Origin of the sequence: Serratia sp. BIGb0234 (assembly GCF_024809915.1) — a bacterium.
GTDB classification, from domain to species: Bacteria; Pseudomonadota; Gammaproteobacteria; order Enterobacterales; family Enterobacteriaceae; genus Serratia; species Serratia liquefaciens.
This window is the reverse complement of the sequence record NZ_JANUEI010000002.1, coordinates 1,136,603-1,161,316: the sequence shown is the minus strand read 5'-3', so window position 1 is coordinate 1,161,316 and position 24,714 is coordinate 1,136,603. Positions and strand designations below refer to the sequence as shown.

At 57.6% G+C, this 24,714-nt stretch carries 20 protein-coding genes; 17 read left to right on the top strand and 3 right to left on the bottom strand.

What is annotated here, in order from left to right; translation table 11 throughout:
* The first annotated feature begins 2 nt into the window (after nt 1-2).
* The 13 genes from qseG to M2407_RS12345 all read left to right on the top strand — a co-directional run bounded on the left by qseG (nt 3) and on the right by M2407_RS12345 (nt 16,348).
* Entirely contained in the window at nt 3-875 is an 873-nt protein-coding gene (gene qseG / locus M2407_RS12405) for a two-component system QseEF-associated lipoprotein QseG (RefSeq protein ID WP_130016682.1), read from the top strand.
* Entirely contained in the window at nt 872-2,209 is a 1,338-nt protein-coding gene (gene glrR, locus M2407_RS12400) for a two-component system response regulator GlrR (protein WP_020828186.1), read from the top strand. Before qseG ends, glrR begins: the two co-directional genes overlap by 4 nt.
* A gap of 128 nt (nt 2,210-2,337) precedes the next feature.
* On the top strand, nt 2,338-3,960 hold the full coding sequence (locus M2407_RS12395) for an NAD+ synthase (protein WP_115058250.1): 1,623 nt from the start codon (nt 2,338-2,340) through the stop codon (nt 3,958-3,960).
* Between the two features lie 10 nt (nt 3,961-3,970).
* A complete protein-coding gene (gene glnB, locus M2407_RS12390; protein WP_004847623.1) occupies nt 3,971-4,309 on the top strand; it encodes a nitrogen regulatory protein P-II in 339 nt (112 codons plus the stop codon).
* A 530-nt stretch (nt 4,310-4,839) separates the two neighbouring features.
* On the top strand, nt 4,840-5,763 hold the full coding sequence (locus M2407_RS12385) for a LysR substrate-binding domain-containing protein (protein WP_020828183.1): 924 nt from the start codon (nt 4,840-4,842) through the stop codon (nt 5,761-5,763).
* Nucleotides 5,764-5,879: 116 nt separating this feature from the next.
* Nucleotides 5,880-7,343: a gamma-aminobutyraldehyde dehydrogenase gene (locus M2407_RS12380; protein ID WP_259218298.1), complete on the top strand. Its 1,464-nt coding sequence runs from the start codon at nt 5,880-5,882 to the stop codon at nt 7,341-7,343.
* 247 nt (nt 7,344-7,590) lie between these two features.
* On the top strand, nt 7,591-8,745 hold the full coding sequence (gene ydcS / locus M2407_RS12375; protein ID WP_259218296.1) for a putative ABC transporter substrate-binding protein YdcS: 1,155 nt from the start codon (nt 7,591-7,593) through the stop codon (nt 8,743-8,745).
* A 54-nt stretch (nt 8,746-8,799) separates the two neighbouring features.
* A complete protein-coding gene (locus M2407_RS12370) occupies nt 8,800-9,828 on the top strand; it encodes an ABC transporter ATP-binding protein (protein WP_128865094.1) in 1,029 nt (342 codons plus the stop codon).
* A 1-nt stretch (nt 9,829) separates the two neighbouring features.
* Nucleotides 9,830-10,774, top strand: a complete 945-nt coding sequence (locus tag M2407_RS12365) for an ABC transporter permease (protein WP_046372894.1) — start codon at nt 9,830-9,832, stop codon at nt 10,772-10,774.
* Nucleotides 10,764-11,570, top strand: a complete 807-nt coding sequence (locus tag M2407_RS12360; RefSeq protein WP_128865093.1) for an ABC transporter permease — start codon at nt 10,764-10,766, stop codon at nt 11,568-11,570. Before M2407_RS12365 ends, M2407_RS12360 begins: the two co-directional genes overlap by 11 nt.
* Before the next feature lie 172 nt (nt 11,571-11,742).
* Nucleotides 11,743-13,167 carry an aminobutyraldehyde dehydrogenase gene (gene patD, locus M2407_RS12355; RefSeq protein ID WP_259218294.1) on the top strand — a complete coding sequence of 475 codons (1,425 nt, stop codon included), beginning with the start codon at nt 11,743-11,745 and terminating at the stop codon, nt 13,165-13,167.
* Between the two features lie 86 nt (nt 13,168-13,253).
* Entirely contained in the window at nt 13,254-15,164 is a 1,911-nt protein-coding gene (locus tag M2407_RS12350) for an FAD/NAD(P)-binding protein (protein WP_046372897.1), read from the top strand.
* Nucleotides 15,161-16,348, top strand: a complete 1,188-nt coding sequence (locus M2407_RS12345) for a cytochrome c (protein ID WP_129983508.1) — start codon at nt 15,161-15,163, stop codon at nt 16,346-16,348. Before M2407_RS12350 ends, M2407_RS12345 begins: the two co-directional genes overlap by 4 nt.
* Nucleotides 16,349-16,511: 163 nt before the next feature.
* On the opposite strand, the gene hmpA is transcribed toward M2407_RS12345, so the two are convergent.
* Nucleotides 16,512-17,702, bottom strand: coding sequence for an NO-inducible flavohemoprotein (gene hmpA, locus M2407_RS12340; protein ID WP_201896083.1), 1,191 nt, complete (start codon nt 17,700-17,702; stop codon nt 16,512-16,514).
* A 373-nt stretch (nt 17,703-18,075) separates the two neighbouring features.
* Between hmpA and glyA the strand changes: the two genes are divergently transcribed.
* Together glyA and M2407_RS12330 are read left to right on the top strand one after the other, a co-directional pair.
* The gene (glyA, locus tag M2407_RS12335; RefSeq protein ID WP_020828173.1) at nt 18,076-19,329 is read left to right on the top strand and encodes a serine hydroxymethyltransferase; all 1,254 of its coding nucleotides are present in this window, start codon (nt 18,076-18,078) and stop codon (nt 19,327-19,329) included.
* Between the two features lie 155 nt (nt 19,330-19,484).
* Nucleotides 19,485-20,636, top strand: coding sequence for a 3-phenylpropionate MFS transporter (locus tag M2407_RS12330; protein WP_020828172.1), 1,152 nt, complete (start codon nt 19,485-19,487; stop codon nt 20,634-20,636).
* Here M2407_RS12330 and csiE read toward each other — a convergent pair.
* Nucleotides 20,633-21,898 carry a stationary phase inducible protein CsiE gene (gene csiE, locus M2407_RS12325; protein WP_142814575.1) on the bottom strand — a complete coding sequence of 422 codons (1,266 nt, stop codon included), beginning with the start codon at nt 21,896-21,898 and terminating at the stop codon, nt 20,633-20,635. The genes M2407_RS12330 and csiE overlap by 4 nt on opposite strands.
* A 144-nt stretch (nt 21,899-22,042) precedes the next feature.
* Here csiE and M2407_RS12320 point away from each other — a divergent pair, with 144 nt between their 5' ends.
* Together M2407_RS12320 and M2407_RS12315 are read left to right on the top strand one after the other, a co-directional pair.
* Entirely contained in the window at nt 22,043-22,711 is a 669-nt protein-coding gene (locus tag M2407_RS12320; RefSeq protein ID WP_259218290.1) for a DUF1007 family protein, read from the top strand.
* Nucleotides 22,702-23,724 (top strand): nickel/cobalt transporter, encoded by a 1,023-nt coding sequence (locus M2407_RS12315; protein ID WP_259218289.1) that lies wholly within the window; start codon nt 22,702-22,704, stop codon nt 23,722-23,724. The genes M2407_RS12320 and M2407_RS12315 overlap by 10 nt, the downstream gene beginning before the upstream one ends.
* A 175-nt stretch (nt 23,725-23,899) precedes the next feature.
* Here M2407_RS12315 and suhB read toward each other — a convergent pair whose 3' ends face one another.
* On the bottom strand, nt 23,900-24,703 hold the full coding sequence (gene suhB, locus M2407_RS12310) for an inositol-1-monophosphatase (RefSeq protein WP_020828168.1): 804 nt from the start codon (nt 24,701-24,703) through the stop codon (nt 23,900-23,902).
* Nucleotides 24,704-24,714: the final 11 nt, after the last annotated feature.

Sequence of the window (24,714 nt, the reverse complement as noted above, 5' to 3'; positions counted from 1 at the left end):
TAATGTACACATGGTCTAAACGCCTTCGTCTTACGCAGACCGAACGTTCACCGCGTGCCGCACTGGGTACGCCACTCGGCAAGCGTCGATTTTCTTTTTTAGGCAGCGTGCTTTTTATGCCGTTTCTGTTGGCAGGCTGTGTCGATCGCGCAGTCAGCGGTGGTCTGAATCAACCGCAGCAGGAAGCGATCCCGGACACCAAAGTGGTGGATTACCGCATTGCGGCCTGTGACAGTCTGTGGGCGCTGGATGATAAAGATGCGTTGAATAATTCACTGTACTGGCTGCGCGCTATGGACTGTGCCGATCGTATCGGTTCTACCCAGGCACGTGCGCTGGCGAAAACTCTACCCGGCAACAGCTGGGACGGCATTTTCAAACAGAGCATTCTGCTGGGCAGCGCCGAACCGACTTCGGGCGAGCGACGCCAGATAATTGACCGCCTGAACAGCTATCGCCTTGAGTTCCCAAGCTCGCTGCGCCCGCTGCTGCAGCTGTGGCGTCAACAGCAGGTACTGCAGGTCACCCTGTTTGATGAAAAAGCACGTTATCAGCACCTGCAGGAAAGCTCCGACAGCCAGATAGATCTGCTACGCCAGAATCAAATACGCCTACAAGCGCAGCTGCAGGACACGTCACGCAAGCTGGAAAACCTGACCGATATCGAACGTCAGCTCTCTTCACGCAAGCAGCTGCAAAGTGAAATCCCGGATAACAACGGGACACAGCCAAAAACCGACGCAGCGGGCAAGAAAGTGGCGCCGGCCAAGGCCGAAGAATCGGACGCCGAGCCGGAAAAGGGCACCGCCCTGCCGGTCGAGCCGGAAGATACTTACGCGCCGCCCCCCGCTAATAAGGAGTCTCACGCGCAATGACAGCACGCAAACCGGCCAATTTGTTATTGGTTGACGACGATCCCAGCCTGCTCAAGCTGTTGGGCATGCGCCTGACCAGCGAAGGGTTTCATGTCACCACCGCCGAAAGTGGCCAGGAAGCGCTACGCCTGTTAGGGCGCGAGAAGATTGATCTGGTGATCAGCGATCTGCGGATGGATGAAATGGACGGCATGGCGCTGTTTGCCGAGATCCAAAAGCACCAACCGGGCATGCCGGTGATCATCCTGACCGCCCACGGCTCGATCCCGGACGCGGTGGCGGCCACTCAGCAGGGGGTGTTTAGCTTCCTGACCAAACCGGTGGACCGCGATGCGCTTTACAAAGCCATCGACGAAGCGCTGTCCCAATCATTACCGGCCGGTGACGACAGCTGGCGTGAGGATATCGTCACCCGCAGCCCCATTATGCTGCGCCTGCTGGAGCAGGCAAAAATGGTGGCGCAGTCAGATGTCAGCGTCTTGATCAACGGCCATAGTGGCACTGGTAAAGAAGTGTTGGCACAGGCGATCCACGGCGCCAGCCCGCGCGGCAAGAAGGCGTTTATCGCCATTAACTGCGGTGCGTTGCCGGAGCAACTGCTGGAGTCCGAGCTGTTCGGTCATGCCAAAGGGGCGTTTACCGGCGCGGTTAGCAGCCGTGAAGGTTTGTTCCAGGCGGCGGCAGGTGGGACGCTGTTCCTCGACGAGATTGGCGATATGCCGCTTTCGCTGCAGGTGAAGTTGCTGCGCGTGCTGCAGGAACGCAAGGTGCGTCCGCTGGGCAGTAACCGCGATCTGGACATCGATGTACGCATTATTTCCGCCACCCACCGCGATCTGCAAAAGGCGATGGCGAAAAACGAATTCCGCGAGGATTTGTATTATCGCCTCAACGTGGTGAACCTGAAGATCCCGGCGCTGAACGAGCGGGCCGAGGATATTCCACTGCTGGCCAATCATCTGCTGCGCGAATCTGCCAAGCGACACAAGCCGTTTGTCCGCAGCTTCTCTTCGGACGCCATGAAACGCCTGATGACCGCCACCTGGCCGGGCAACGTGCGCCAATTGGTGAACGTGATCGAGCAGTGCGTAGCCCTGACTTCCGCACCTGTTATCAGCGAAGCGCTGGTAGAGCAGGCGTTGGAAGGGGAAAACACCGCCTTGCCGACCTTTGTCGAGGCGCGTAATCAGTTTGAATTGCATTACTTACGCAAACTGTTGCAGATCACCAAGGGTAACGTCACCCAGGCCGCGCGCATGGCGGGCCGTAACCGTACCGAGTTTTATAAATTGCTGTCGCGCCATGAGCTGGACGCCAACGATTTTAAAGAATGATGTTTTCCGCCGCGGCCTGCGCACGCAGGTTCTCAACAAACGCGGCGGAATGATTTACACTCCGTTCTCAATTGCTGGCATGACCAAACGCAAAGCACCATGGAACGTATTAAGCGGGACCCTAAACAATGAGCAGATCACTTTCCATCGCACTGGCCCAGTTGAATCTGTTGGTCGGTGACATCGAAGGCAACACCGAACGAATGTTGCAAACCGTGCAACAGCAGCAGAAGGCGGGAGCCGATCTGGTCATGTTCACCGAACTGGCGCTGTCCGGTTATCCGCCGGAAGACCTGCTGTATCGCAACGATTTTTACCAACGTTGTGACGAGCAACTTTTGCGTTTGCAGCAGGCCTCCACCGACGTGGCGATCCTGGTCGGCCACCCGTGGCGCGAAGGCGACAAACTCTATAATGCGCTGTCGCTGTTTTCTGAAGGGCAATTGCTGGCGCGTTACTTCAAGCAGCAGTTGCCGAACTACGGCGTATTCGACGAGAAGCGCTACTTCCAGGCCGGTAACGACACCTGCGTGGTTGAGCTGAAAGGCTACCGTTTGGGCCTGCTGATTTGCGAAGATCTGTGGTTCCCGGAGCCGGTGGATGCCGCCAAGGCCGCCGGAGCCGAAATGATTCTGTCGATCAACGCCTCACCTTACAACCGCGAAAAACCGTACATCCGTAAAACCCTGATGGCCGGTCATTGCCAGCGCACCCATTTGCCGCTGGTCTATCTGAACCAGATTGGCGGACAGGATGAGCTGATTTTTGACGGTTGTTCGAAAGTCTTCGACGCGGCTGGCAACATGACCCATCGCCTGGCGGCGTTTGCCGAGCAGGTAACCCTGCTGGAGTTCAACGAGCTGGACGTGGTGCCGATGACCGCTCCGGCCGCCGAGCTGCCGCAGTTGGCGCAGGTCTATGAAGCCCTGGTGCTGGCGGTGCGCGATTACGTGACCAAAAACGGCTTCAAGGGTGCCGTGCTGGGGCTTTCTGGCGGTATCGATTCGGCGTTGACGCTGGCGATTGCCGTCGATGCGCTGGGCAAAGACAAGGTGCAGGCGCTGATGATGCCGTTCCGTTATACCGCGGACATCAGTATTGCCGACGCCAGGGAAGAAGCAGAAATCCTGGGCATTGAATTCGATATCGTCTCGATTGAGCCGATGTTCGACGCCTTTATGGGCCAGCTGACGCCAATGTTCGCTGGGACCGAGCGTGATACCACGGAAGAGAACCTGCAGGCGCGCTGTCGCGGCGTGGTGTTGATGGCGCTCTCCAACAAGCGTCGCAGCATCGTGTTGACCACCGGCAACAAAAGCGAGATGGCCGTAGGTTACGCCACGCTGTATGGTGATATGGCCGGTGGCTTCGACGTGTTGAAGGACGTGCCTAAAACGCTGGTGTTCAAGCTGTCCGAATACCGCAATACCGTCTCTTACGTGATCCCGCAGCGCGTTATCGATCGTCCACCGTCCGCCGAGCTGGCGCCGGATCAGCTCGATCAGGACAGCCTGCCGCCGTACGACATTCTGGATGCGATTCTGGAAGGTTACGTCGAGCGCGATAAATCGGTTGCCGATCTGGTGGCAGAAGGCTTCGACGAGGCGATCGTTCGCAAGGTGATACGCCTGGTGGATATTAACGAATACAAGCGGCGTCAGGCCGCCGTCGGGCCGCGCATCACCGCCCGCAATTTCGGCAAAGACCGCCGCTACCCAATCACATCCGGCTTTGGCCGCAAAAATTGGTAAAGGAAAGAAGATGAAAAAGATCGACGCTATTATCAAGCCGTTCAAACTGGATGATGTCCGTGAAGCGCTGGCTGAAGTTGGCATTACCGGGATGACCGTGACCGAAGTGAAAGGCTTCGGCCGTCAGAAAGGGCACACTGAGCTGTACCGTGGCGCTGAGTACATGGTCGATTTTCTGCCGAAGGTGAAAATTGAGATCGTCGTGGCCGACGATATCGTCGATACCTGCGTGGAAACCATCATGCAGACCGCGCAGACCGGTAAAATCGGCGACGGTAAAATCTTTGTCTTCGACGTGGCGCGGGTGGTGCGTATCAGGACCGGCGAACAAGACGAAGAAGCTATTTAATGTGATCGTCTACCGAGCACCGCCAGCTTGAGCTTGGGCTGTGCTCGGCCTCCTCGTGTACTGCGTGTACACTCCGGGGCACTGCGCGCAGGCCGCACCCAATCTGGCTGGCGCTCGCTACGCCCTTGATTCCCGAGTCTGTGATCCTCTACCGAGCACCGCCAGCTTGAGTTTGGGCTGTGCTCGGCCTCCTCGTGTACTGCGTGTACACTCCGGGGCACTGCGCGCAGGCCGCACCCAATCTGGCTGGCGCTCGCTACGCCCCAAATCTCCTTCAACCTCTCCGCTGTTCTGATTGTTTTCATCATTAGCATTCTAAAAAAGCGAAGGCTATCGCGTTTTTGATACTTTTCCCGATCGCTTTACGCGCGGCGTCTACACTCAACTCAACTATTTTGATTAAGGCGATCCCCAATGAATTTCAGGTTGCGGCTAGGCGGCAAGGGCGTGCATCCCCAGGAGCTTACTCAAGTAAGTGACTGGGGTAAGCGCACGCAGACAACAACGCAGCGGCTTAAAAGGCGATGGGGATGATGACGCTGCGCCAAATCCGCCATTTTATCGCGGTGGCCGAAACCGGCTCGATCTCTGCCGCCGCCCAGGCGGTGTTTGTTTCCCAGTCTTCGCTGACGCTGGCTATTCAGCAGTTGGAAACCGACATCGGCGTACGTCTGTTTGAGCGTCACGCCAAGGGCATGAACCTGACGCATCAGGGTCACCAGTTTCTGCGCCAGTCATATCTGATCCTTGCCACGGTGGACAACGCCAAGCGCAGTTTGCAACTGGGAACCGAAAGCCTGACCGGCAAGCTGACCATCGGTGTGACCAGTCTGGTAGCGGGCTACTTTTTGGTCGAGCTGCTTAAGCGCTTTAAATCGGCATACCCCAACGTCACCATTCAGGTGATTGAAGACGAGCGGCCCTATATTGAGCATCTGCTGGTCAGTGGGGAAATCGATATCGGCGTGCTGATCTTGTCGAACATCGAAGACCGCGATGCGCTGCAAAGCGAAGTCCTGATGCATTCACCTTATCGCCTGTGGTTACCGCCGCTGCATCCACTGCTGGATCATGAAAGCATCAGCCTGGCGGATGTGGCGAAGCTGCCGCTGATCCAGCTTAATGCCGACGAAATGGACGTGCATGCGCGGCGTATCTGGGCGCGCGCAGGCTTAAAACCGGAAATAGCCATGAAAACCGCTTCAACGGAGGCGGTACGCAGCCTGGTGGCGGCGGGAATGGGCGTTTCTATCTTGCCGGACATGGCCTACCGTGCCTGGTCTCTGGAAGGCAATATGATTGAGGCGCGCAAGCTGGCGGATCTGCTGGAACCGTTGGATATCGGTTTGGCATGGCGGCGCGGCAGTGCGCGGCCGGAGCTGGTTACGCCGTTCCTCACTATTGCGCGTGAAAACGGCAATATGCACGCGGCTGGGCTGAAGCATTCGATTTAATCGAACGCGTCGTTCAGTATTTAGAATTTGTTGGCTGCCTGATGCTCGCTTAGTCTGATTAAAACTAACTTATTTCACATTTAGTTAACGTTTTTGTCACTCAGAGGCGATACGCAATGGCAGATGTGCACCTCCTTTCAGGTTTATCCTGTCAGCAATTTATTAACGGTCAATCGGTCGAAGGCGAAGGCCAGCAAGAGTGCATCGTTAATCCGGCGAATGGCGAGACGCTGGTCTCGATCACCGAAGCCTCATCTGTCCAGGTCGGCAACGCAGTGAAAGCGGCGCAACAGGCGTTCGCTTCCTGGTCGCGGACTACCCCCGCCTACCGCGCGGCTATTCTGTTGCGTATTGCCGATGCCATCGAGCGTCAGGCCGAGCGCCTGGCCGGTCTGGAGGCGCTCAACTGCGGCAAACCGCTGCATCAGGCGCTTAATGACGACCTGCCGGCGGCCATCGACGTCTTTCGCTTCTTTGCCGGCGCGGTGCGCACCCAGCAGGGGCAGTTGGCCGGGGAATATATCGAAGGGCACACTTCAATGATCCGCCGTGATCCGATCGGCGTGGTGGCCTCTATTGCGCCCTGGAATTACCCGTTGATGATGGCGGCGTGGAAAATTGCGCCAGCGCTGGCCGCGGGCAACACCGTGGTATTCAAACCTTCCGAACACACCCCTCTGACCATTTTGGCGCTGGTGCCCGCGTTACAGGAGATCCTGCCGCCGGGGGTGCTGAATATCGTCTACGGCGGCGGGGAAGGGGTCGGCAGCCATTTGGTCGGTCACCCGCAGGTGCGGTTGGTGTCGGTCACCGGCGATATCGTTACCGGGCAGAAAATTCTGCAGGCGGCGGCGAAAAGCGTCAAACGCACGCACCTGGAGTTGGGGGGCAAGGCACCGGTGATTGTCTGCGATGACGCCGATTTGGACGAGGTGGTCAACAGCATTCGCACCTATGGCTACTACAACGCCGGGCAAGACTGCACCGCGGCTTGCCGTATCTACGCGCAGGCGGGGATCTATCCAAAGCTGGTGGATGCGTTGGGCGAGGCGGTTGCCAGCCTGCGTTTTGCCCGTAAACGCGATGAGGATAACGAAATCGGTCCGCTGATCAGCAGTCGTCAGCGCGATCGCGTCGCCAGCTTTGTCGAACGTGCGCTCAGCCAGCCACACATTGAATTGATCACCGGCGCCGCCGCGCATTCCGGTCCGGGTTTCTATTACCAGCCCACGCTGCTTGCCGGCTGTCTGCAAAACGATGAAATCGTCCAGCGGGAGGTGTTTGGCCCGGTGGTGAGCATCACCCGCTTTGAACATCTGGAGCAGGCGGTCAACTGGGCAAACGATTCCGAATACGGCCTGGCCTCATCGGTCTGGACGCAGAATATCGATCGGGCGCTGCATATCGCCGCTCATCTGCAATACGGCAGTACCTGGATCAACACCCATTTCACCCTGGCGAGTGAAATGCCGCACGGGGGCCTGAAACGCTCCGGCTACGGCAAGGATCTTTCCAGCGATTCACTGCAGGACTACAGCGTTGTCAGGCATGTGATGGCGAAATTTAAAGCCAGCTTCTAAAGGCAGCATACCCGTCGCTTTTCAAGCTGCAGCGATGTTACCTGCACTCATCCCAGTAGCTTACTCAAGTAAGCGCCTGGGGATGAGTGAGCTGGTCGCCTGGCTGTGCTGTACAGGGATGTACAAATGCCGCGAGCGCATGGACGCGCTAGAGCGGCCAACTTGAAATTCATAGGGTAAATAAAATGAGACTAGGGCGGCAGCCGTTCCCTGCCGCACACAGATAGGCCACACAGGGGTAATTACGATGGGAAAAACTACCGCAGTCACCACCACAGTTTCCGCACTTTGTTTCACCGTACTTTGCGGTTTGGCCCAGGCGGCCGATCTGCCGCAGGTGCTCGGCAAGGGCGAAGGGCGACTGGATATCATTGCCTGGCCCGGTTACATCGAACGCGGTCAGTCCGATAAAAACTACGACTGGGTCAGCCAGTTTGAGAAGCAAACCAGCTGCGCGGTGAATGTGAAAACCGCCGCCACTTCCGACGAAATGGTCAGCCTGATGGCAAAAGGAGGCTACGACCTGGTCACCGCTTCCGGCGACGCTTCGCTGCGGCTGATTTTCGGCAAGCGGGTGCAGCCGATCAATACCGCGTTGATCCCTAACTGGAAAAACATCGACCCGCGCCTGTTAAACGGTGCCTGGTACACCCTGGACGGCAAAACTTACGGCACGCCCTATCAGTGGGGCCCGAACCTGCTGATGTATAACACCAAAACCTTCCCGACACCGCCGGACAGTTGGGCAGTAGTGTTCCAGCAGCAGAACCTGCCGGATGGCAAAACCAACCAGGGCCGGGTTCAGGCCTACGATGGGCCAATCTATATCGCCGATGCGGCGTTGTTCCTGAAGGCCACGCAACCGCAGCTTGGCATCAGCGATCCGTATCAGCTTAACGAAGAGCAGTATCAGGCGGCGTTGAAGCTGTTGCGTACCCAGCATGCACTGATCCACCGCTACTGGCATGACACCTCGGTACAAATGAGCGATTTCAAAAACGAAGGCGTGGTCGCCTCCAGCGCCTGGCCGTATCAGGCCAATGCCCTGAAAGGGGAAGGCCAGCCGATCGGTACGGTATTCCCGAAAGAGGGGGTGACCGGTTGGGCCGACACTACCATGCTGCACGCCGATGCCAAACACCCGAACTGCGCCTATCTGTGGATGAACTGGTCGCTGGAACCGAAAGTGCAGGGCGACGTTGCCGCCTGGTTCGGTTCTGTCCCGGCGTCACCGGCGGGTTGCAAGGCCAGCACGCTGTTGGGTGATAAAGGTTGCGAGACCAACGGTTTCAACCAGTTCGACAAGATTGCCTTCTGGAAAACGCCACAGGCGCAGGGCGGAAAATTCGTGCCCTACAGCCGCTGGACTCAGGATTACATTGCCATCATGGGCGGTCGGTAACCCGTGCGGGCGTAGTTCGCTACGCCCGATTAACGTCAATCAGGAGCGCAGATCATGACCATTGCCGTGCAATTTATCGATGTTTCGCGAAGCTTCGGCGAGGTTCGCGCCGTGGACCGGGTTTCAATCGAGATACAAGACGGGGAATTCTTCTCCATGCTCGGGCCTTCCGGCTCGGGGAAAACCACCTGCCTGCGGTTGATCGCCGGTTTCGAACAGCTTACTGCCGGCTCGATTCGTATTCACGGGCAGGAGGCCGCCAATTTGCCGCCGTATCAGCGCGACGTGAATACCGTCTTCCAGGATTACGCGCTGTTCCCACATATGTCGGTGCTGGAAAACGTCGCTTACGGGCTGATGGTTAAAGGCGTCGCCAAGCGTGAACGCCTGGCCCGTGCGCAGGAAGCGCTGGACAGCGTGGCGTTGGGGTTTGTAGCCGAGCGCAAACCGGCGCACCTTTCCGGCGGCCAGCGGCAGCGTGTCGCACTGGCTCGCGCACTGGTCAATCGGCCGCGGGTGCTGCTGTTGGATGAACCGCTCGGCGCGCTGGATCTCAAGCTGCGCGAGCAGATGCAGGGGGAGTTGAAAAAGCTGCAGCGCCAGCTCGGCATCACCTTTATTTTCGTCACCCACGATCAGAGCGAAGCATTGTCGATGTCCGACCGGGTGGCGGTGTTCAACAATGGCCGTATTGAACAGGTGGACGCGCCGCGCGAACTCTACATGCGACCGAAGACGCCGTTTGTCGCCGAGTTTGTCGGCACCTCTAACGTGGTGCACAGCGATTTGGCGCAGCGGTTGTTGGGCCAGGCCGCCACCTTCTCGATCCGTCCCGAGCATATTCGGCTCGCGGATCAGGCCGGCGCAGCGCAGGGGGAAATTCAGGTGCAGGGTACGCTGCAGGAGATCCATTACCAGGGGGCGGCGACGCGCTACGAAATTGCCTTGAACAGCGGTGAGAAACTGCTGGTCAGCCAGGCGAATCCTCAGTGGCACGCCGACGGGCAGCCACATCTGATCGGCCAACCGGTCACCGCCTGCTGGTCGCGTGAGGCGATGGTGCCATTGCTGGAGGCGAGGTGAAATGGAGATGAGCATCGATTATCCCGCGCCGCGCCGCGGTACCTTGCGCACCCTGTCGACCTACCTCTATCGCCGGCCGACGCTGTACCTGCTGCTGTTACTGGTGCCGCCGCTGCTGTGGTTTGGCGCGGTCTACCTCGGCTCATTGCTGACGCTGCTGTGGCAGGGTTTTTACACCTTCGACGACTTCACCATGACGGTGACGCCGGATCTGACCTTCGATAACCTGCGGGCGCTGTTCAATCCGGCCAATTACGACATCATTCTGCGCACGCTGACGATGGCGATACTGGTGTCCCTGGCCAGCGCGGTGCTGGCGTTTCCCATTGCCTATTACATGGCACGCTACACCAGCGGCCGCACCAAGGCGTTTTTCTACATCGCGGTAATGATGCCGATGTGGGCCAGCTATATCGTCAAGGCCTACGCCTGGACGCTGCTGTTGGCGAAGGATGGCGTAGCGCAATGGTTCCTGCAGCATCTCGGGCTGGAGCCGTTGCTGGCGGCGATCCTGACCGTACCGGGTGTCGGCGGTAACACGCTATCCACCTCCGGGTTAGGCCGTTTTCTGGTGTTTGTTTATATCTGGCTGCCGTTCATGATCCTGCCGATCCAGGCGGCACTGGAACGCCTGCCCCCTTCGCTGCTGCATGCTTCGGCGGATCTGGGCGCACGCCCTGCGCAGACCTTTCGTTACGTGATCCTGCCTTTGGCGGTGCCGGGGATCGCCGCCGGGTCAATCTTTACCTTTTCGCTGACGCTGGGGGACTTTATCGTGCCGCAACTGGTGGGGCCGCCGGGCTACTTTATCGGCAGCATGGTGTACGCCCAGCAAGGGGCGATCGGCAATATGCCGATGGCTGCGGCCTTTACTCTGGTGCCGATCGTGCTGATCGCGATTTATCTTTCCATTGTGAAACGTCTGGGGGCTTTCGATGCACTCTGAACGCGCGCCGTTAGGGCTAAAACTGGCCGCCTGGGGCGGACTGATTTTCCTGCATTTCCCGTTGGCGATTATCGCCATCTACGCCTTCAACACCGAGGATGCGGCTTTCAGCTTCCCGCCGCAGGGGTTTACGCTGCATTGGTTCAGCGTTGCCGCCGGGCGCCAGGACATTATCGATGCGATGCTGCTGTCCGCACAGATTGCCGCGCTGGCCACCGTCGTGGCGCTGGTGCTGGGCACGCTGGCGGCAGCGGCTCTCTACCGGCGTGACTTCTTCGGTAAAGACAGCATTTCGTTGCTGCTGCTGTTGCCGATCGCGCTGCCGGGCATTGTCACCGGTCTGGCACTGCTGGCGGCGTTTAAGGCGCTGAATATCGAACCTGGGGTGCTGACCATCGTTATTGGCCATGCCACCTTCTGCGTGGTGATCGTGTTCAACAACGTGATTGCCCGTTTCCGCCGAACCTCCTACAGCCTGATCGAGGCCTCTATGGATCTCGGTGCCGACGGCTGGCAAACCTTCCGCTACGTGATATTGCCCAACCTTGGTTCGGCGCTGCTGGCCGGGGGCATGCTGGCGTTCGCGTTGTCGTTTGATGAAATCATTGTCACCACCTTCACCGCCGGCCATGAGCGCACGCTGCCGCTGTGGTTGCTGAACCAGCTCGGTCGCCCGCGTGACGTGCCGATCACCAACGTGGTGGCGCTGTCGGTGATGTTGCTGACCATGATCCCGATTTTGGGGGCCTATTACCTGACCAAAGGTGGCGAAAGCGTCGCCGGCAGCGGCAAATAGCTTTCCCCTTCGTCTTTCAAGCTGCAGCGTTGTTGGCTGCGAGCGTAAACCCCAGTCACTTATTTTGTATAAGCTCCGGGGGATTTACGCTCTTGCCGCCTAGCTGCAACTTGAAATCCATTGGGGAAAGGGATCATGTCGCTAAAAATAAATAACTGAGGGGTTCGTCTATATGCAAAGCCAATTGTTGATTAACGGCCAACTGGTTGCCGGCCAGGGGGCGTTGTTGCCGGTGTATAACCCGGCGACCGGAGAGGTGGTGGTGCAGGTGGCTGAAGCCAGTGCAGAGCAGGTCGATCAGGCGGTGTTGGCAGCCGACGCCGCGTTTGTCGAATGGGGCCAGACCACACCGAAAGAGCGTGCCGAGCACCTGCTGAAGCTGGCGGACCTGATCGACCACCATGCGGAAACCTTTGCCCGTCTGGAGTCGCTTAACTGCGGCAAACCTTACCACTGTGTATTGAACGATGAGTTGCCGGCGGTGGCGGATGTCTTCCGCTTCTTCGCCGGTGCCAGCCGTTGCCTGAGTGGGCTGGCGGCCGGTGAATACCTTGCTGGGCACACGTCAATGATCCGCCGCGATGCGTTGGGGGTGGTTGCTTCAATCGCTCCCTGGAACTACCCGCTGATGATGGCGGCGTGGAAGCTGGCTCCGGCATTGGCGGCAGGTAACTGCGTGGTGCTTAAGCCTTCGGAACAAACCCCGCTGACCACCTTCAAGCTGGCGGAGCTGGCCGCCGATGTGTTCCCTGCGGGCGTATTCAACGTGCTGTTTGGCCGCGGCGCCAGCGTCGGTGACCGGCTGACCGGCCATGACAAGGTGCGCATGGTGTCGCTGACCGGCTCAATCGCTACCGGCGAACATATCATTGCCCATACCGCGCCCGGCATTAAACGTACCCATATGGAACTGGGCGGCAAGGCGCCGGTACTGGTGTTCGACGACGTCGATCTGCAACAGGTGGTGGACAGCATTCGCAGCTTTGGTTTCTACAACGCTGGCCAGGATTGCACCGCCGCCTGCCGGATTTACGCCCAGAAAGGCATTTACCCGCAGTTGGTAAAGGCCTTGGGTGAGGCTATTGGTAGCCTGAAGATAGGCCCGCCGGAAGATCCAGACAGCGAGCTGGGCCCGTTGATCACCGCTCAGCATCTGGAGCGGGTGGTGGGTTTTGTGGAGCGAGCCAAGGCGCTGCCGCACGTGCAGGTGGTAACCGGCGGTGAGCGAGTCAACGGCCCCGGCTACTATTTCCAGCCAACGCTGCTGGCCGGTGCGCGTCAGGAAGATGAGATTGTGCAGCGTGAAGTGTTCGGGCCGGTGGTAACCGTCACGGAGTTCGAAGATGAGGCGCAGGTATTGGCCTGGGCCAACGAGTCACAGTATGGCCTGGCGTCGTCGTTGTGGACCCGGGATGTTGGTCGGGCACACCGTCTAAGCGCTCGCCTGCAGTATGGCTGCACCTGGGTGAATACCCATTTCATGCTGGTGAGCGAGATGCCGCACGGTGGCCAGAAGCTGTCCGGCTACGGCAAGGATATGTCGATGTATGGCCTGGAAGACTACACTGCGATACGCCATGTGATGTTCAAACATTGATTTTACAGTATTTATCCGCAAAATAACGCGGCCTTCAGACCGGCCCCGCCGGTCTGATGATAATAAAAACTGAAAGGAAGCCAATTATGGGTATCACCAGACGCGATTTTCTTAATGGGGTGGCGATCACCATCGCTGCCGGGCTGACGCCGATGCAGATCCTGCGGGCATCGCCGCAAACCGCCAATCAAACCCTCTACTATCCGCCGACGCTGACCGGACTGCGGGGCAACCACCCCGGTTCCTTTGAACATGCGCACCAATTGGGGCGTGACGGCCGAGCCTTCGATTTTGCCGCCGTACCGGCGACGGAAGAGTTTGATCTGGTGGTGGTCGGTGCCGGGATCAGCGGGCTGGCCGCGGCCTGTTTCTGGCAGCAAATGAAGGGGACGCAGCAGCGTATTTTGCTGATCGACAACCATGATGATTTTGGTGGTCATGCCAAACGCAATGAATTCAGCAGTGAGAACGGGACCATCCTCGGCTATGGCGGCAGCGAGTCGCTGCAGTCGCCGCGTTCCAACTTTAGCCCGGTAGCGATGGGGCTGCTGAAAAAACTGGGTGTCAGCATCGACAACCTGGAAAAGGCTTTCGACACCACTTTTTACCCCAATCTGAACCTGAGCCGCGGTGTCTATTTCGACCGTAAGAACTTTGGCGTCGACAAAGTGGTGAGCGGCGATCCCGGGCGTATGGTGGCGGACGATATTCCGCATGACCGACTCAACGGCCGTTCCTATGAAGCTTTTATCGGCGATTTCCCGCTGCCGGAAAGCGACCGTCAGGCGCTGATTGCACTGCATACGGTGGACAAGGACTACCTGCCGGAAATGAGCCAGGAGCAGAAAAGCGAATGGCTCGACAAGCACAGCTATACCGAATTCCTGCGTGAAAAGGTGGGGCTGAGCGAAATGGCTATCCGCTATTTCCAGCAAACTACCAGTGATTTCCAGGCGGTGGGCATTGACGCGACTTCATGCAGCGACGCCCGTATTTGTGACCTGCCGGGCCTGAACGGTATGAACCTGCCGCCGCTGGACGAAGAGTCGCAGGCGGATCTCGACGATCCTTACGTGTTCCACTTCCCGGACGGCAACGCTACCCTGACGCGTCTGATGGTACGCCATCTGATCCCGGCGGTTTCACCGGGCGGCAAAGACATGAATGACATCGTTCTCGCCAGGTTCGATTACAGCCAGCTAGACCGGGCCGATTCGCCGGTAAAACTGCGATTGAACAGTACCGGATTGCACGCGGCTAACGTCGGTGACAAGGTCGAAGTGACCTATATGACCGGCGAGAAAATGACCAAGGTGCGCGCCGGGCAGGTGGTGATGGCCGGGTACAACATGATGATCCCGTACCTGGTACCGGAAATGTCGGCCGAACAGCAAGAGGCGCTGAAGCAGAACGTGAAGTCACCGCTGGTGTACAGCAAAGTGGTGATCCGCAACTGGCAGCCGTTTATCAAACTGGGCGTACATGAAGTTTACTCCCCAACCGCCCCTTATTGCCGCGTGAAGCTGGATTATCCAGTGAGTATGGGCGGCTATCAGCACCCGCGCGATCCCAACCAGCCCATTGGCCTGCATATGGTATACGTGCCGACGTTGGCGGGCAGCGGACTCAGCCCGCGCGAACAGTCACGTAAAGGCCGTGCCCTGCTGTTGGGTACGCCATTTGAAGTGCATGAGCAGATGATCCGCGAACAATTGCAGGGCATGCTGGGGTCGGCCGGATTCGATCACCAGCGTGATATTGAAGCCATTACCGTCAACCGCTGGTCGCACGGTTACTCCTATTTCCTCAACGGCTTGTTTGACGACGAGGACGAAGCGAAGAAAATCATTGAGACGGCGCGCCAGCCGATCGGCAAAATCGTGATTGCCAACTCGGATTCAGACTGGAGCCCGTACGCCAACTCGGCGATCGACCAGGCATGGCGTGCGGTCAATGAGCTGGCCTATGGCAAGGTTGCCGCGAAGGAGGGAGCATGAGAATGCGTTCACTGTATTTGCTGACCTTACTGGTGGCGGGCGGTTCGGCCCAGGCGATGTCGGCCGGGGAATACGTGGCCAAGGCCGGTGACTGTACCGCCTGCCATACCTCGCCAGGCGGCGCATTGTTTGCCGGCGGCATGAAGTTCCCGACGCCGCTGGGCAATATCTACGCCACCAATATCACGCCGGACAAACAGCAGGGCATCGGCGCTTATTCTTTTGATGAGTTTGACCGCGCCATGCGTCAGGGGATCGCTAAAGACGGCCACCGGCTTTACCCGGCGATGCCGTATACCTCTTACGCCAAAATGAATGCGGAAGATATGCGCGCGCTGTATGACTACCTGATGAACGAAGTGCCGGCGCAGAATACCGCCAACCGCGCCAGTGACATCAGTTGGCCGTTGTCGATGCGTTGGCCGCTGGCGGTATGGAATCAGCTGTTCCATGACGATACGCCTTACCAGCCTGACCACAACCAGAGCGCAGAGTGGAATCGCGGCGCCTATTTGGTTCAGGGGGCGGGGCACTGTGGCAGTTGCCATACGCCGCGTGGCTGGGCGATGCAGGAAAAAGGTCTGGACAGCAAAGAGCCAGCCTTCCTGAGCGGCGCCGAGCTGGACGGTTGGTACGCTTCCGGGTTACGCGGAATGAAGCAGGACGAAGTGGTTGCCCTGTTGAAAACCGGGCGCAGCCAACATGCCGCGGTTTCCGGGCCGATGAGCGAAGTGGTGAGCCACAGTACGCAGTATCTTACCGACGGCGATCTGAACGCTATTGCCACCTATTTGCACAGCCTGGCGGCGGAACAACCCGCGGCGCAGAAAGTGACGCCGCTGGCCGCCGACCATCAGCAGGCGGGGCAGCGCAGCTATGCGATGTACTGTTCAACCTGTCATGGCAATAAGGGCGAGGGCAGCGACAACACCATTCCTGCGCTGGCGGGCAACACGACGGTGACGGCGGAAAATCCGATCACTGCGCTACGCGTGGTGCTGGAAGGTGCACACACGCCAATCACCCAGCACGCCACCGCGATCGCCATGCCGGGCTACGCCTGGACGTTGAACGACCAGCAGGCAGCCGATCTGATGAGCTATCTAAGAGGCAGTTGGGGGAATCAGGCTGCGCCGGTGACGGCGCAGCAGGTGCAGGAGACACGCAAGCTGGCGGAGAAATAATCATACCCGTCATACTTGAAGCTGCCTCTTTGTTGGCTGCCTGCGCTTACCCCAGTCACGTACTTATTGTACATTTCTGGGGATGCGCTTAGTTGCCGCCGCGATGCAACGCCAATTATTTAGCGTATAGGGCGCGGTTGTGGATGAACTGCGCCCTTTTCAATTACATCACTTTATGTGGGCCGAAGCATTCGTAGTGGATACGATCGTCGCTGACGCCCATCTCCAGCAACTGTTTGCCCACGTGTTGCATAAACGGCACCGGTCCGCAGAAGTAGTAATGCATCTGCGGGGTGCTGAGCGTTTCGCGCAGGGCGCTGAGATCCATCAGGCCACGGCTCTGGTAGTCTCGGCCTTCCACATCATTAGCATTCGGTTGGTTGTACCACACGTGGCGGCTCAGGTTTGGCATGCGCCCGGCGATGTCCGCCACTTCATCGGCAAAGGCGTGAACGCTGCCATTTTCCGCCGCGTGCAGCCAGTGCACGTCCGCCTGATGCTGGTTATCGTGCAGGGTATTGAGCATGCCGAGCATAGGCGTTTGGCCAACGCCGGCGGAGATCAACGCCACCGGAGTATCCGGCTTGGCTTCGAGGAAGAAATCCCCGTGCGGCGGAGCAAGGTAAATTACGTCGCCTTCTTTGGCCTGCTGATGCAGGAAATTCGAAACCTTACCCTGATCTTCACGCTTCACCGCAATGCGATAGTATTCGCCGTTCGGTGAGGTGGTCAGCGAGTATTGGCGAATCTCCTGATTCTCCATGCTGTCGTGCTTGATATAGACCGCCAGGTATTGCCCCGGTTTGAAGTCGATCACCCGGCCACCGTCAACCGGCGCCAGCACGAAGCTGCAAATCACCTCGCTCTGCGGTTGTTTTTTGACGATGCGGAAAGCGCGCAGATCGCGCCAGCCGCCGTCGGCGCTTTCGCTGGCCTGATAAATCTGGCCTTCACGCTGGATAAACACGTCCGCCAATACGCCATAGGCTTTGCCCCAGGCGTCCAGCACTTCCTGACCCGGGCTGAACATTTCGTCCAGGGTCGCCAGTAAATGGCCACCGACAATCTGATATTGATCCGGCTGAATATTCAGGCTGGTGTGCTTCTGGGCAATACGTTCTACCGCCGGCAGCAGCGCCGCCAGATTTTCGATATTCGCGGCATAGGCGCAGATCGCATCGAACAGCGCCTGACGCTGATCGCCATTGCGCTGATTGTTCATATTGAACACGTCTTTGAGCTCGGGATTGTGCTCGAACATACGATCGTAGAAATGTGCGGTCAGCTTCGGCCCGGTAGCGGCCAGCAGGGGAATAGTAGATTTTACGGTGGCGATGGTTTGGCTATCCAGCATGGCAGCGCTCCTTGGTCGATCATTATTGGAATAATGTAATGATGCATTTTAAATGCATCTTTAAGTTTAAGCGCATCCTAACGGTTTCTGTGGTGGCTGTAAATACCCCTGTTTTTGTTGCGGGGTCGGCGAGCGGCGATCCCGCTCACAGAACATGAAAAAACCGCATTCCCAGCATGAGTAAAAGTCCGTTGCCGAATGGGGAGATTTATCGGATCAAAGCCTTGCCGCGCCTAATGCCAATCGTTTGCGTAAAAACCTCTGTCAAGGCCTATCCTCGGTGGGGGGAAACAGTTTACACTGTGCCCCAGAACCCAAACGGGTAGTTATTTGGTGATTTTTTAGTTAGCCGATTTAAGTCAGGAGAAGCCGGATGTTAAAGCGTGAAATGAACATTGCTGATTACGATGCCGAACTGTGGCGTGCAATGGAGCAAGAAGTGGTGCGTCAGGAAGAGCACATTGAGCTGATTGCGTCTGAGAACTACACCAGCCCGCGCGTAATGCAGGCTCAGGGTTCCCAACTGACCAACAAATACGCTGAAGGTTATCCGGGCAAGCGCTATTACGGCGGCTGCGAATACGTGGATATCGTTGAGCAACTGGCTATCGACCGTGCCAAAGAGCTGTTCGGTGCCGATTATGCCAACGTACAGCCGCACTCCGGCTCCCAGGCTAACTTCGCCGTTTACACCGCGCTGCTGCAGCCGGGCGATACCATTTTGGGGATGAACTTGGCGCACGGTGGCCACCTGACCCACGGTTCTCCGGTTAACCTGTCCGGCAAACTGTATAACGTGGTGCCTTACGGTATCGACGATAAAGGTCAAATCGATTACGAAGATCTGGCCAAGCAGGCGCAAACTCACAAGCCAAAAATGATCATCGGCGGCTTCTCTGCCTTCTCCGGTATCGTAGACTGGGCAAAAATGCGTGAAATCGCCGACAGCATCGGCGCTTACCTGTTCGTTGATATGGCGCACGTTGCGGGCCTGATCGCCGCCGGCGTTTATCCGAACCCGGTTCCACACGCTCACATCGTGACCACCACCACCCACAAAACCCTGGCGGGTCCGCGCGGCGGCCTGATCCTGGCGAAAGGCGGTGATGAAGATCTGTACAAGAAGCTGAACTCCGCCGTGTTCCCGGGCGGCCAGGGCGGCCCGCTGATGCACGTGATTGCCGGTAAAGCGGTAGCGCTGAAAGAAGCGATGGAGCCTGAGTTCAAGATCTACCAGCAGCAAGTGGCCGATAACGCCAAAGCGATGGTGGAAGTGTTCCTGGAGCGCGGCTACAAAGTGGTTTCCGGTGGCACCCATAACCACCTGTTCCTGTTGGATCTGGTTGACAAGAACCTGACCGGTAAAGAAGCCGACGCCGCCCTGGGCCGCGCCAACATCACCGTGAACAAAAACAGCGTGCCAAACGATCCTAAGAGCCCGTTCGTCACCTCAGGTGTGCGTATCGGTACTCCGGCTGTAACGCGTCGCGGCTTCAAAGAAGCGGAAGTGCGTGAGCTGGCCGGTTGGATCTGCGACGTGTTGGACAACATCAATGATGAGGCCACCATCGAACGCACCAAGAAGAAAGTGTTGGATATTTGCGCCCGCCTGCCGGTTTACGCTTAATTCCGCTTTCTGTTTAAAAACCCGCTTCGGCGGGTTTTTTTATGCCCGTGGCAGGCAAACTGTGAACTGCTTAGCAGTCTATGGCCTCGTACCTGAATGTACATTGCTAGCCAGTGTGAGCTCTGTCAAAGTATTGCCTTCACACCGGAGGGATCATGGTACTGCAATCAACGCGTTGGCTCGCTCTCAGTTATTTCACCTACTTCTTTTCTTACGGCATTTTCTTACCCTTTTGGGGCGTTTGGTTAAAAGGCGAGGGGATACCCCCTGAAACCATCGGTATTCTGCTCGGTGCCGGGTTGGTTGCGCGTTTCCTCGGAAGTTTGCTGATTGCTCCCCGGGTTAAGGATCCCTCTCATTTGGTGACGGCTTTGCGGCTGCTGGCATTGCTGACGCTGGCTTTTGCCATCGGGTTCTGTTTCGGTAACGGCTGGGGCTGGCTGATGCTGGTGATTGCCGGTTTCAACCTGTTCTTTTCGCCGCTGGTGCCGCTGACCGACGCACTGGCTGCGACCTGGCAAAAACAGATCACCATGGATTACGGCCGGGTCAGACTGTGGGGCTCGCTGGCGTTTGTCATCGGTTCGGCGCTGACCGGACAGATGGTTTCCGTCTGGGGGCATAACGCGATCCTTTACAGCCTGATCATCAGTATTTTGGCGATGCTGTTGGGCATGATGCTGAAACCGAGCGTGATGCCACAGGGAGAAGCGCGCAGCCACAGCGAAGCCGACCGTTCATTGTGGGAGATGTTAAAAGAGGGGCCGGTCTGGCGCTTCCTGCTGTGCGTCACCTTGTTGCAGGGCGCACATGCCGGCTATTACAGCTTCGGTTCGATCTATTGGCAGGAAGCGGGGTATTCGGCTTCGACCATTGGCTACCTGTGGTCGTTGGGTGTGGTAGCGGAAGTGATCATTTTCGCTAGCAGTAATTTCCTGTTCCGTCGCTGGAATGCCCGCAATCTGCTGCTGCTTTCCGCCTGCTGTGGCGTACTGCGCTGGGGCCTGATGGCGTCCAGTACCGAACTGGGGTGGTTGCTGGTGATCCAAATTCTGCATTGCGGCACTTTCACCGTTTGCCATCTGGCGGCCATGCGTTTTATCGCCGCGCGCAAGGGGCCGGAAGTGATCCGGTTGCAGGCGGTCTACTCGGCGCTGGCGATGGGCGGCGGCATTGCGATTATGACGGTGATTGCCGGCTTCCTGTTCGAACATCTGCAGGGCGGGGTGTTCTGGGTGATGGCAGCGGTGGCTCTGCCGGCGATGTTTATTCGCCCGCCGGCGGTGGCAGTCAGCGGCAGCCGTTAAGAGGTTTCCAGCAGCGCACGGATGGCTTTGCGCTGCTGGCGTTCCAGCGGTAATTCGGTGTAAATCAGCGGTGGCTCCGACTCGGTGTGTTCTGCGGCATAAGGGGTAATCACCAGCGTGATGCCCTGCGGCGCGCCAGAGCGCAGATAATCGCGTAGCGGCAAATATTTGATGTTCAACGGCAGCAGCGTTAATTCACGGATTTGATACTCCACTTGCTCTTCCAACTGCGGGTTGTCCAGCGTCAGCAACAGCACCTGCTTTTCCTGTAGCGCATTGCCCTGCATCAGCCAGGCGCCAAAACTGATGGCGACCAAGCCCGCCTCCTCACTGGAAAAATGAATATCGTACTCCTGCTCCAGCGGCGCCAGTGCCTCCTGAGCGGTACGCATCAGGCGTGGATACTTACGTTCGACCTCTTCCAGCAGTTGGTTATCGATGCCAATCTCAAAGCGACAGCGCTCCACCGCCGGCGCCAGATGAGCAAATAACTGGCTAATCAAATCCTCTTCACTGCTGAAGGTCATGCCGGAGATCTGTTGGAAGCGATCGACCATGTTTTTTATCGCCGCCATCAGCCGCAGATCTTCCGCTGAGTCGTTGCTGTGGTAACTGTGGTTTTTCAACATGGTGAACGTCAATACCAAAAAGTCACTTTCGTTGGCCACGGGCGGCAGGGTAAAGAGCTGATTTAACGAATGATGCAGCAAAGTGGCCGCCTGGTATTCCGGTTTCTGATGCAGCCAGTCGTGCTGAGCAGGGGTGAAAACAGGGTGTCGTTGGCGCTGGTTTTCCCAGACACAAAAGCGCAGGTAGTGCTGCAGAAACTGACGATCGCGTCGATCAAAACTGCGGTTGAGCAACGCTTCGCATTCGCCGATGCACTGCTCCAACTCTGGCGTCAGCTCTGCACCTCGTCCCAGCGCCTGCTGTAACCATTGGGAAAAGTGACGTTCGACAAACTCCGGGCTACAGCGCAGGGCTCGTCGCAGCCAGTGGATCAGGCAGAGGCGTTGGTTGAGCGCGCTGCCTCTGATCCGGTAGCCTTCGTCGGGATTGCCGTCAATTTCCAGGTGATGGAAACGCTGGATTTCACTGGCAACCTCGGCTATATCTTGCCGGGTGATGAGGGGGGCGACGCCATTAATTTGGCTGATAGTCTCCAGTTGTACTGCGGGCACCGGCGCGTACAGCATCAATAACAGATGGCAGCGTCGCTGTTGACCGGAGAGCTCAGGCACGGGGGAAGTGTCCAGGCTCATATCACCTTCTGGCGGGTAACGATTAAATTATGAATAAGCATAGCAAAAGGCGATGCGCGGCGCGGCGACGGCACCCGGTTTTACTTCGGCTTACAACTTTCGTCACAATTATTGGCTGTAATGGCGACGGTTTAAGGTTGGTTGATGTTACTTTATAACAATAATGAGTATCGTTTGATGATGAAGTTACGATTTATTCTGGCCGGTTTTTTGACGCTTTTCAGCACCGGTGCTGTCGCTCACCCACACAGCTTTATTGATATGAACACCACTTTCGTGGCTAAGGATCAACAGCTGGTTGGCTTGAAAATGGTTTGGGTTATGGATGAAATTACCTCGGCGGATCTGCTGTACGATGCGGAAAACGCCAAAGACGACTCGGAAGTGTGGAAGAAGTTGGCGGCGCAGGTGATGGCCAATGTGCTTGGCCAACACTATTTCACCGACATCTATCGCGACGGCAAACGAGTGAAGTACCTGAACCTGCCGACTGAATATCACCTGTCGCGTCAGGGGCATCAGGCGGTGCTGGAGTTTGTGTTGCCGTTGGCCGAGCCGCAGCCGCTGGCGGGCAAGCCGTTTGAAATCGCCACCTACGATCCCACCTACTTTGTTGATATGACCTATAAAGATAAAACGGCGCTGCATTTGCCGCCGGAAATGGCCGCTCAATGCAAGTTCAAGCTGATGACGCCAAAACCGAACTCCTCCTTGCAGGCTTATGCGTTATCCCTCGATAAGAACGATTCACCCGGTGAAGATATGGAGCTGGGGCAACAGTTTGCGCAGAAGGTCAGCCTGCAATGTCAGTAAATCTCAGCCAGCCCGCCACGCGTAAACGGCACTGGGTCTTCAGCCTGTGGCCGCTGTTGCTGTTTGCGCTGCTGCTGGCACTGGGGGCCCGGTTGGCGTGGCACTATTGGCCGCAGTTGCTGTTGCAAAGCGTGGTGTGGCAAAAAGGATTGCATCTGCAGATGGCCGGTCTGTTGCAGCAGGTCAAAGCGGCACCGCAGCAAGCCGGATTGGCTTTGATGCTGTTCAGCCTGAGCTATGGGGTGTTGCATGCGCTTGGCCCCGGTCACGGCAAGGTAGTGATTGCCACCTATCTGGCTACCCATCCGGCGCGGCTGAAAAGCAGTCTGAAACTGACTTTTGCCGCCTCGTTGGTGCAGGGGCTGGTGGCTATCGCCCTGGTAACGCTGATGCTGGTGGTGCTGCAACTGTCATCACGGCAGTTGCATCAGAGCAGTTTCTGGTTGGAGAAGGGCAGTTTTGTTCTGGTGATGTTGCTCGGGGTGCTGCTCACTTGGCGTGCGTTGAAGCGTTTGTATCACGCGGTGAAAACCCTGCGTCCGCAACCGGTGTTGCGAATCAACAGCCTGCAACCTCTGCCGGCGGATCACGTTCACAGCGAGCATTGTGGCTGTGGTCACCGCCATTTGCCGAGTGATACAGAGCTGCAGGCCGGCAGCGATTGGCGTACACAGACTGCCATCGTACTGGCGATGGGTATGCGGCCCTGCTCGGGGGCGATTCTGGTATTGCTGTTTTCCAAAGTGATTGGCGTTTTCGCCTGGGGAGTGGTTTCCGCATTGGCGATGGCACTCGGCACTTCACTGACTATCTCGTTGTTGGCCTTGCTGGTGCATTACAGCCGCCGATTGGCGGTGCGACTCAGCCGCTCACGTGCGCCTGCCGCCTGGAGTGCGGTGGCCTGGGGTTCGCTGGCGCTGGCCGGCGGTTTGATTTTGCTGTTTGCCGGGTTGTTGTTATACGCCAGTGCCCAGCCGGAATTCGGCGGCGGCATTCGGCCTTTCTCCCGCTAGCAGGCATAAAAAAAGCGCTGCAGTGGTTGCAGCGCTTCATTATTCAAAACAGGTTCAGGCGTGATGAGCGCAGGCAGTTTGGGTACGGCCAGCGCGGAGAACCCGGAGCGTACACGCAGTACGTGAGGAGTTCGAGCACTGCCCAAGCCTAAAATGGCCAGCGTAATAGCCTGAATTAACGCTTCAGCGCTTCGCTCAGTTCATCACGCATGGTAGAAAGCATGGCTTTCACAACGCGTGGGTTACCGGCTACCACGTTGCCGGAGCTGAAGTGGTTGTGGCCGCCAACGAAGTCGGTCACCAGGCCGCCAGATTCGCGCACCAGCAGTTCACCCGCGGCGAAATCCCATGGCTTCAGGCCAATTTCGAAGAAACCGTCCACGCGACCGGCAGCCACGTAGGCCAGATCCAGTGCGGCAGAACCGGTACGACGGAAGTCGGCACATTGGGTAAACAGCTTGCCAACCACGTTGATGTATGGCGTTGCGTGCTGCTTAACTTTGAACGGGAAGCCGGTTGCCAGGATGGTGCCATCCAGGTCTTTGGCGTTGGTGCCGCGCAGACGGTAACCGTTGAGCTGTGCGCCCTGACCGCGGGTAGCGGTGAACAGTTCGTTACGCATTGGATCGTAAACCACAGCGACTTCGGTACGGCCTTTAATGCGTACAGCGATAGAGACTGAGAAGTGTGGGAAACGTTTGATGAAGTTTGATGTGCCATCCAGTGGATCGATCACCCATTGTACGTCTTTATCTTCGCCGACCAATTCGCCGCGTTCTTCGGTAACAATAGTATGTTGCGGATAGGACTTGCGAATGACTTCGATGATCAGATGCTCTGCATCGCGATCGACGTTAGTGACAAAGTCATTGGTCCCTTTTTGACTCGCTTCTACAGCGTCTGGGGTTTCGTAGTTTTTGGCAATCAGGTTACCGGCCTTGCGCGCAGCGCGCACGGCGATCGTCAGCATCGGATGCATGGGTATCTTCC

Coding starts and splice junctions, on each gene's coding strand:
- qseG (WP_130016682.1), top strand. CDS start 3: ATGTACACATGGTCTAAACGCCTTCGTCTTACGCAGACCGAACGTTCA.
- glrR (WP_020828186.1), top strand. CDS start 872: ATGACAGCACGCAAACCGGCCAATTTGTTATTGGTTGACGACGATCCC.
- M2407_RS12395 (WP_115058250.1), top strand. CDS start 2,338: ATGAGCAGATCACTTTCCATCGCACTGGCCCAGTTGAATCTGTTGGTC.
- glnB (WP_004847623.1), top strand. CDS start 3,971: ATGAAAAAGATCGACGCTATTATCAAGCCGTTCAAACTGGATGATGTC.
- M2407_RS12385 (WP_020828183.1), top strand. CDS start 4,840: ATGATGACGCTGCGCCAAATCCGCCATTTTATCGCGGTGGCCGAAACC.
- M2407_RS12380 (WP_259218298.1), top strand. CDS start 5,880: ATGGCAGATGTGCACCTCCTTTCAGGTTTATCCTGTCAGCAATTTATT.
- ydcS (WP_259218296.1), top strand. CDS start 7,591: ATGGGAAAAACTACCGCAGTCACCACCACAGTTTCCGCACTTTGTTTC.
- M2407_RS12370 (WP_128865094.1), top strand. CDS start 8,800: ATGACCATTGCCGTGCAATTTATCGATGTTTCGCGAAGCTTCGGCGAG.
- M2407_RS12365 (WP_046372894.1), top strand. CDS start 9,830: ATGGAGATGAGCATCGATTATCCCGCGCCGCGCCGCGGTACCTTGCGC.
- M2407_RS12360 (WP_128865093.1), top strand. CDS start 10,764: ATGCACTCTGAACGCGCGCCGTTAGGGCTAAAACTGGCCGCCTGGGGC.
- patD (WP_259218294.1), top strand. CDS start 11,743: ATGCAAAGCCAATTGTTGATTAACGGCCAACTGGTTGCCGGCCAGGGG.
- M2407_RS12350 (WP_046372897.1), top strand. CDS start 13,254: ATGGGTATCACCAGACGCGATTTTCTTAATGGGGTGGCGATCACCATC.
- M2407_RS12345 (WP_129983508.1), top strand. CDS start 15,161: ATGAGAATGCGTTCACTGTATTTGCTGACCTTACTGGTGGCGGGCGGT.
- hmpA (WP_201896083.1), bottom strand. CDS start 17,702: ATGCTGGATAGCCAAACCATCGCCACCGTAAAATCTACTATTCCCCTG.
- glyA (WP_020828173.1), top strand. CDS start 18,076: ATGTTAAAGCGTGAAATGAACATTGCTGATTACGATGCCGAACTGTGG.
- M2407_RS12330 (WP_020828172.1), top strand. CDS start 19,485: ATGGTACTGCAATCAACGCGTTGGCTCGCTCTCAGTTATTTCACCTAC.
- csiE (WP_142814575.1), bottom strand. CDS start 21,898: ATGAGCCTGGACACTTCCCCCGTGCCTGAGCTCTCCGGTCAACAGCGA.
- M2407_RS12320 (WP_259218290.1), top strand. CDS start 22,043: ATGTTACTTTATAACAATAATGAGTATCGTTTGATGATGAAGTTACGA.
- M2407_RS12315 (WP_259218289.1), top strand. CDS start 22,702: ATGTCAGTAAATCTCAGCCAGCCCGCCACGCGTAAACGGCACTGGGTC.
- suhB (WP_020828168.1), bottom strand. CDS start 24,703: ATGCATCCGATGCTGACGATCGCCGTGCGCGCTGCGCGCAAGGCCGGT.